This is a genomic window from Rhodococcus sp. NPDC056506 (assembly GCF_042794945.1).
GTDB lineage: Bacteria > Actinomycetota > Actinomycetes > Mycobacteriales > Mycobacteriaceae > Rhodococcus_F.
This window is the reverse complement of sequence record NZ_JBHTSW010000082.1, coordinates 1-6,904: the sequence shown is the minus strand read 5'-3', so window position 1 is coordinate 6,904 and position 6,904 is coordinate 1. Positions and strand designations below refer to the sequence as shown.

General features: G+C 60.7%; 7 protein-coding genes and 1 pseudogene. 4 read left to right on the top strand and 4 right to left on the bottom strand.

Annotated features, from left to right (window positions below; all coding sequences use genetic code 11):
• Nucleotides 1–253: 253 nt before the first annotated feature.
• Nucleotides 254–1,678 (top strand): aldehyde dehydrogenase family protein, encoded by a 1,425-nt coding sequence (locus ACFQ6H_RS29605; protein WP_317557097.1) that lies wholly within the window; start codon nucleotides 254–256, stop codon nucleotides 1,676–1,678.
• Nucleotides 1,679–1,740: 62 nt separating this feature from the next.
• Here ACFQ6H_RS29605 and ACFQ6H_RS29600 read toward each other — a convergent pair.
• The 4 genes and pseudogenes from ACFQ6H_RS29600 to ACFQ6H_RS29585 form a co-directional block, all read right to left on the bottom strand.
• A pseudogene (locus ACFQ6H_RS29600) lies at nucleotides 1,741–2,275 on the bottom strand (aldolase/citrate lyase family protein).
• 36 nt (nucleotides 2,276–2,311) lie between these two features.
• Nucleotides 2,312–2,650: a hypothetical protein gene (locus ACFQ6H_RS29595; RefSeq protein ID WP_378650407.1), complete on the bottom strand. Its 339-nt coding sequence runs from the start codon at nucleotides 2,648–2,650 to the stop codon at nucleotides 2,312–2,314.
• Nucleotides 2,651–2,669: 19 nt separating this feature from the next.
• Nucleotides 2,670–3,146, bottom strand: coding sequence for an ABC transporter permease subunit (locus tag ACFQ6H_RS29590; protein ID WP_378650405.1), 477 nt, complete (start codon nucleotides 3,144–3,146; stop codon nucleotides 2,670–2,672).
• Nucleotides 3,147–3,625: 479 nt separating this feature from the next.
• The gene (locus ACFQ6H_RS29585; RefSeq protein ID WP_378550342.1) at nucleotides 3,626–3,835 is read right to left on the bottom strand and encodes an ABC transporter substrate-binding protein; all 210 of its coding nucleotides are present in this window, start codon (nucleotides 3,833–3,835) and stop codon (nucleotides 3,626–3,628) included.
• A gap of 646 nt (nucleotides 3,836–4,481) precedes the next feature.
• Here ACFQ6H_RS29585 and pdxA point away from each other — a divergent pair.
• From pdxA to ACFQ6H_RS29570, 3 genes are all read left to right on the top strand, one after another.
• The gene (pdxA, locus tag ACFQ6H_RS29580; RefSeq protein ID WP_378650404.1) at nucleotides 4,482–5,717 is read left to right on the top strand and encodes a 4-hydroxythreonine-4-phosphate dehydrogenase PdxA; all 1,236 of its coding nucleotides are present in this window, start codon (nucleotides 4,482–4,484) and stop codon (nucleotides 5,715–5,717) included.
• Nucleotides 5,718–5,728: 11 nt separating this feature from the next.
• On the top strand, nucleotides 5,729–5,926 hold the full coding sequence (locus ACFQ6H_RS29575) for a DeoR family transcriptional regulator (RefSeq protein ID WP_378550336.1): 198 nt from the start codon (nucleotides 5,729–5,731) through the stop codon (nucleotides 5,924–5,926).
• Between the two features lie 209 nt (nucleotides 5,927–6,135).
• Nucleotides 6,136–6,495 (top strand): hypothetical protein, encoded by a 360-nt coding sequence (locus ACFQ6H_RS29570; protein WP_378650402.1) that lies wholly within the window; start codon nucleotides 6,136–6,138, stop codon nucleotides 6,493–6,495.
• The last annotated feature ends 409 nt before the right edge of the window (nucleotides 6,496–6,904 follow it).

The following is a 6,904-nucleotide window of genomic DNA, read 5'->3' as shown; positions in this document are numbered from 1 at the left end:
AAAACACCCCCAAATCACTCCCGCCGGCACCCCCGGCATCGAGTGAACGGCACTCTCACCCTCTTGGACGAGGGGAACGGTACGTTCGCACGATCACTGAAAAGTGTGCGCCCACCGCAAGTCTCGTCAGTCCAGCGCCAATCGCGCCACCAACCTGCCACGGAACCCGTCGAGCGTGGCTAGGCTCGGAAGAGGTGCCCCGTGTGATCGGGCCCACCTCACCTGTGCACGCGTGCTGACTACGGAGGCTTCGATGACCGATATTCTCGACCGCACCAAAATCTATGTTGATGGCGCCTGGATCGAATCCACTGGCAGCGGTCGGATCGACGTTCTCAATCCGGCTACGGAAGAGCTGATAGGAACAGTCGCCGAGGGCACCGTCGAAGATGTCGACGCGGCCGCGAAGGCAGCACGAAAGGCTTTCCCCGCTTGGTCTGCACTATCCGGCGGCGAGCGCGCCGAATATCTTTCCAAAGCTGCTGCGATTATTGCCGAACGTACCGATGATCTTGCGGCGCTGGTTTCGCAGGATATGGGCATGCCGATCGGATTCGCCAAGCCCGTACAAATCGGAATGCCGCTGGCGAATTTGAATGCTTTTGCTGAATTGGCCCGCACCTATGATTTCGACGCACACGAGGTCGGGAATTCGCTGATCGTTCGTGAACCGGCGGGTGTTGTCGGCGCAATCACTCCGTGGAATTTCCCGCTCCATCAAGTTGTCTTGAAGGTTGGCGGCGCATTAGCCGCAGGCTGCACCGTGGTTCTCAAGCCTACCGAGGTTGCGCCTCTCATCACGTACGCTCTCGCTGACATCTTCGACGAAATCGGTTTGCCTGCAGGTGTATTCAACCTGGTGAGCGGATATGGCCCGGTAGTGGGTGAAGCCATCGCCGGCCATCCCGAGGTCGACATGGTCTCCTTCACCGGATCGACTCGGGCCGGCAAGCGAGTGGCCATCGTGGCTGCGGACACCATCAAGAAGGTCTCGCTCGAACTGGGCGGCAAGTCCGCGAACGTCATTCTCGACGACGCCGACCTCGAAAAGGCTGTCACGGATGGCGTCGCAAAGTGCTTCATCAATTCGGGCCAGACCTGTTCGGCGCTGACGCGTATGTTGGTTCCCGCGGAGAAGGTGGACGAGGCAGCGGCAATTGCTGCTGCGGTGGCCGCTCATTTCCAGGTAGGGGATCCGACTCAGCCGACTTCGGTGCTCGGACCGCTGGTGAACGCGAATCAGTTGGGACGGGTTCGCGGATACATCGAGAAGGGTGTAGCCGAGGGCGCCACCGCGGTTGTCGACGGTCGCGAAACCGGATTGGCCAGTGGGTATTTCGTCGGGCCGACGGTGTTCGCGAACGTGACCGAGGATATGACCATTGCGCGCGAGGAGATCTTCGGACCGGTCCTTTCGATCATGGGCTACAAGGACGAGGCCGACGCAGTGCGGATAGCCAACGGGACTGAATACGGTTTGGCCGGCGGAGTCTGGTCAGGTGACCCCGATCGCGCGGATCGCGTCGCACGCCAGCTGCGGGCCGGGCAGGTCGAGGTGAACGGCGGTGCGTTCAACACCAACGCGCCGTTCGGTGGATACAAGCAGTCGGGTGTCGGACGCGAGGCAGGCACGTTCGGGCTCGAAGAGTTCCTCGAGATCAAAGCAATTCAGCGTTAGTCGTTCGAGAATGGCGATGCTCCCGTACCAAGTACGGGAGCATCGCCATTTTTGTACCCGGATCAGGACTTGGCTGCATCCAGATGCTGAGCCGAGACATTCGCCAGATGCGTCAGGTCTGAGGCTACGGTCGCGAAGGTGTAACCCTCTGCGAGGCGTTGTGCTGCAACCTGACCGGAAGGTGTGTGGATCCCGGCAGCCACCCCGCAGGCGGCGGTAGCTTCGCGCACCCGGGTGAGCGCGGCTTCGAATTCCTCGGACACGTCTGGATCGTTGGAATGCTTACCGCCAACGGCGATTCGTAGATCGGACGGTCCGACGTACACGCCGTCCAATCCGGTTACAGCACAGATCTCTTCGACGTTCTCCAGGCCTTGTGGATTTCGATCATCGCGAAGTCAACAGTGTCGCGGTTCGCGTCGGCGGGAACGGGGCCGATAAGGAGTTGCGACCGCATGGGCCCGTAGGAGCGGATGCCGAATGGCGGCTGCCCACGGCGGCTGCTGCCTCTTCGGCGTTGTTGATCAGCGGAACGATGACGCTTACCGCGCCGCCGTCGACGGCTCGGATGACGCCATTCGCCGTGGCTCGTTCGATCTGGAGGTCGTCGACCCGTCGTAAATTGCCCGCGTCTCACGCCTTTGCTTTCTGGGCGTTGCCACGCCCGACCAGGCTTTCGGCCAGTCGTTTCGATCCTGGAGGCCGATCGCGCAGACCGTCGCCGAGTGGGTTCACTCCAACGACTGGCAGCACGATCATCAGACCGGTCAACGTGACGATCCGCCATGAGGTGGTGATGTAGTCCTGTCCGTCGGCGATGATTCGGCCCCAGGTCGCAACGGACGTTGAGGGCCGGCGCCGAGGTAGCTCGAGGAGCTTTCCAACAGAACGGCCTGAGCGAGCAGAAGCAGGACGACGAGCGATGCCTGCTTGACGATGTTCGGAATGACGTGACGAAAGCAGGATGGCCATGCGGGTAAGTCCGAGCACTCTAGCCGCTGCGGATAGGGCTTTTCGCGTTCCCCCAGAACCAGCGGCAGAGAGAGGAGCCGACACCCGGCCAGGCGAACACGACCTTGACCACCACAACGCCGTTCAGCACTCCGGCAAATCTGGTGCCCAGCGCGGTGACGATGGGAGTTGTCGAGTTACGCATCGCATATCGCCAGGTGAGTTTGCGTTCGGATACTCCGCGAGAGCGTGCGACGGTGATGTACGGCGAAGCGAAGGCCGCGACCAATTCGCGCCGAACCATCCGGGAGATCAACGCGAGCTGAAGGATGGCGATAGTTGCGGTGGGCAGGATCACCGACGGCCACGTGGTGGATCCGGCGGCAGGTAGAACCGGGATGAGGACCGCGAATATCGTCACCAGCATCAGGGCACTCCAGAACTCCAGCATGGACTGTACGCCGACGGCCACGATGTTCGCACCGAGTTCGCGTCGGGTGTCCGCGTGGTGGACCATACACACGCCAACGGAATTGAGAGCACGGCGGTCAACAGGATGGGGCTGACGGCCAGGGTGCTGGTGCACGGAAGTTTGCCGAGGACGACGTCCATGGCCGGCGCCTGGAACGAGTACGACGTGCCGAGATTCCGAGTTGATGTGTGCGGTTTCGGAGCGGTGAGAGTCACTGGCTCAGGCTTTCAATCGGACGGCGCCGAGGTCGTAGGAGTTGATGGGGTCAGTGAAACATTCTGAATACGAGTACGTTTCGCAAGAAGAGCGTTCGGTACGAAGCTCCATAACAAGCCCAGTTCTCCTGGATGTCCTGCTGCGTGCAAGTCCGGTCTGGTTGCCGTACCCGTTGCCCAGGACATCCCAGTCCCCGGTCTTGCCTTGGCGCCAGGAATCCATCCAACGTGGGCGGGGCTGGACCGGTGGCCGGCACCACGGACCCGATCAGTGCGTCCGGGCGAGTGACTCGTCGTCGATGGCGTAGGTCAGTGCCCGCGAACATGCAGATTGGATAGTGGCTGATCGGCGGGCTTGCGGAAGTTGAAGAACAACTGGTTGATGCGCGTGCACGGCACGGTGTCCACCTGGACGCCGGGTAACTTGGCGAGTTGTTCGGCGAAATCCGGACTGATCGAATCGATGACGTCGACCTCGCCGCTCCGAAGAGCAACGACGCGGCCGGCCTCTTCGGGAATGAAGCGGACCTGGACACGGCGAACGCCGGGAGCGGGCCCAAGTGGCTGTCATTGACGTCAAGCGTGTAATCGCTTGTGCCTCAGTTTGATTCGCTGACGATGAAACGGTCCCACCCCAATTCCACTCTGCAGCTCGTTAGGTTCGTTGGCCGAGGTCGGCGTGATCAAATATTGGACATGAGTGAGTTCAGAACAGGAACAGGGGAGTTCGTTCGGAGGCGGAGTCGGCCGCAGGTTTTTGTTTCGAAGTTCCGGGATGTCGCTTCGATTCGGTCCGGGAGAGCCCGATGAATCGGGCGTGACAGTTTTTGATCTGCACTCACGACGATCCGACCCCACCACAGCCTCTCGTGACGTGAGATCAGTTCTGTAATCGTCCGCAGACTCTGTAACCGTGGAGAAGGTCGAATTTCTACTCAGAGGCAGCGTGGCCGCGGGGGTTGGGGAACTCTCCCGCGACGGATCTCCGGTCATCGTCGCCGCCGGATTGCCAAGGCAGGGGCGCAGAGTGCGAGGCGGGGTGGTGCCCTACGAAGCCGAGACCGAAGGTGACCTTGATCTGATTGTGACTTCAGCACAACAGGTTCCGATGTTTCGTCTGATAGGAACGTTCGCGCTCACAGCGGCAGTAACCCGAAGAACGACAGTGCAATCGCAACCGTGCGTCCAGCTCGCCTCGGCACTCGCCGAGCTGATCGGCGCCGTCGATCACACCGGTCGGTACATCGTCACGCGGCCAGGAAGTTTCGGGGATGTACACAGTCTTTGCTCCATGACGGAGTTCCTCGCGCACCCCACTTCGGTTGCGGCTCCCGATAATCCACCTTCAGACAACGAGGTCAATCCCATGCCAATCGAATCCACCCCACTGCCGCTGATCGCTTTCACAATGGGCGACGGCGCCGGCGTCGGGCCGGAAGTGATCATCCCCGCACTCCTCGACGACGAAACGAGAAAGCGTTGCCGCCCGGTCGTTGTCGGCGACGCGAAGCGCCTGCGTCCGGCCGCCGAGGTTCTCGGAATCGACGTCGACGTGGTCCCCGACGAGGAGATCAAGGATGGTGAATTCATCGATGGACGGATCAACGTCATCGATCTGGACTTGCTGCCTGAGGATCTCGCGTGGGGTGAACTGTCGGCAGTCGCGGGAGATGCGGCCTATCAGTACATCCGCGTTGCAAGCGAACTCGCTGTTCGCGGTGAAGTTCAGTCGATCTGCACCGCGCCGCTGAACAAAGAGGCGCTACACGCAGCAAGGCATATCTTCCCTGGTCGCACGGAATTGCCTGCGCTTTTGGCCGATGCCGAGGAGGTGTTGATGATGTTGTCGACGCCCGAGCTCAAGGTCATTCACGTGACTACACACATCGGACTGCTCGACGCGGTCGTCAGGATCGAACCGGGCCTGGTGGAGCGGATCATTCGTCGAGGTGATGAAGCATTGGTGCGCACGGGAAATCTGTCTCCGAAGATCGGCGTCTGCGGAACCAACCCGCACGCAGGGGAGAATGGACTCTTCGGTTACGGGGAGGAAGAGAAGAAGATCATCCCCGCCGTTCAACTGTTAAGGGCAGAAGAAATCGATGTCCACGGTCCTCTGCCGGCGGATACCGCGTTCTTCCTGGCCGGCCGTGGTGACTACGAGTTGATCGTCGCGATGTATCACGATCAGGGGCACGGCCCGGTCAAGGTCCTCGGAATCGAGGTCGGGGTCAACATCACTGTGGGCTTGCCGGTCATACGAACCTCCGTCGATCACGGAACGGCATTCGATATTGCAGGTAAGGGCATCGCCGAGGCCGGTAGTAGGTCGAAGCGCTGCGGCAGGCGGCCGAATTGGCAACCAGCACATTCGTTTTCAAGTAAGCGCCAGAGTTCGTAGGGCGAGGAGCGATGGCCATCCGGGAGTCGGAGGCGAGGCGGTCTGAAATCGCAAGACTTGCGCGCGCGAGTGGTCTGGCCAGCGTCGAGGACCTCTCGGCTCAGTTCGGGGTCACCGCGTCGGCAATACGTCGAGACCTGAGTCAGTTGACTGCTCAGGGACTCATAGCACGCACCTATGGCGGGGCAATTGCAATCAATCCTCATTAGGAATCGTCTCTGCGTCAGAGAGCGATGGTGGGGTTCGACGCCAAACGGCGGATTGCAGAGTGGGTTGCCGAGCAGGTCCGGCCCGGAGACGCTGTGCGCCTGGATGCAGGCACCACTGTGTGCAGCGATGGGAAAGCTCTTACGTCACATGACGAATCTGACGGTGATCGCTGCAGGGCTGACAGCACTCGAGGCGCTAGCCGACACTGATGGTGTCGAGTCGAATGTGTCGGCGGGACGTTGAGGCCGCTCAGCCAAGGATTTGTCGGACCACTCGCCGAGGCGTCGTTGCAGAGGGTGTCGTTCGACAAGGCATTCTCGGAGCAGACGCAGTTACCGCTGACCGGGGCATTTGTGAAGCTGAGCTCGATCAGACCCGGCTCAAGGAAATGATGATCGAACGTGCCGGCGAGGTCTACATACTCGCGCACTCCGCCAAACTCGGCGAACGTCCTTTCCATGCGTGGGCGCCGATACCGCCGGGGGCTGTGCTGGTCACCGATGCTGCGGTAGACGCACAGCAGGTCGCGTTGTTCGAGGCCGCGGGGATCCGTGTCCAGGTGGTGTGAGTCCGCGACGGTTGGCCAACGAGCCGTGGTGTCTGGCGTCACATGTTGCCCGAATCGACGAAGTTGGGTCGCCGTAGGGGATCTAGCTGGGGAAACGGGCAACTTCAAGTCCCTGACCTGAGGATTTGTCAAAGACTTCAGCGGACGCGTAAGTTATTCCAAGTCAGAGCGACACGGACACCGACTCCCGCTTCACGGCGAGTGACACGAGGTTGTACGAAGTGCCTGACCAAATTTCGAAGTAGTTTCCATCGTGTATGGTTGTGCTTCACCTTCAGTTCTTCCCTGAATGTTTAGCGGTTTGCGCCGGTGACCTGGTTGGGGTAGGCTGGGAAAGTTGCCCCGGAGCGGCGGCCATAGGGTCGTGGTGATGGTGTGTGCGTGTTCTTTGAGAACTCAACAGTGTGTC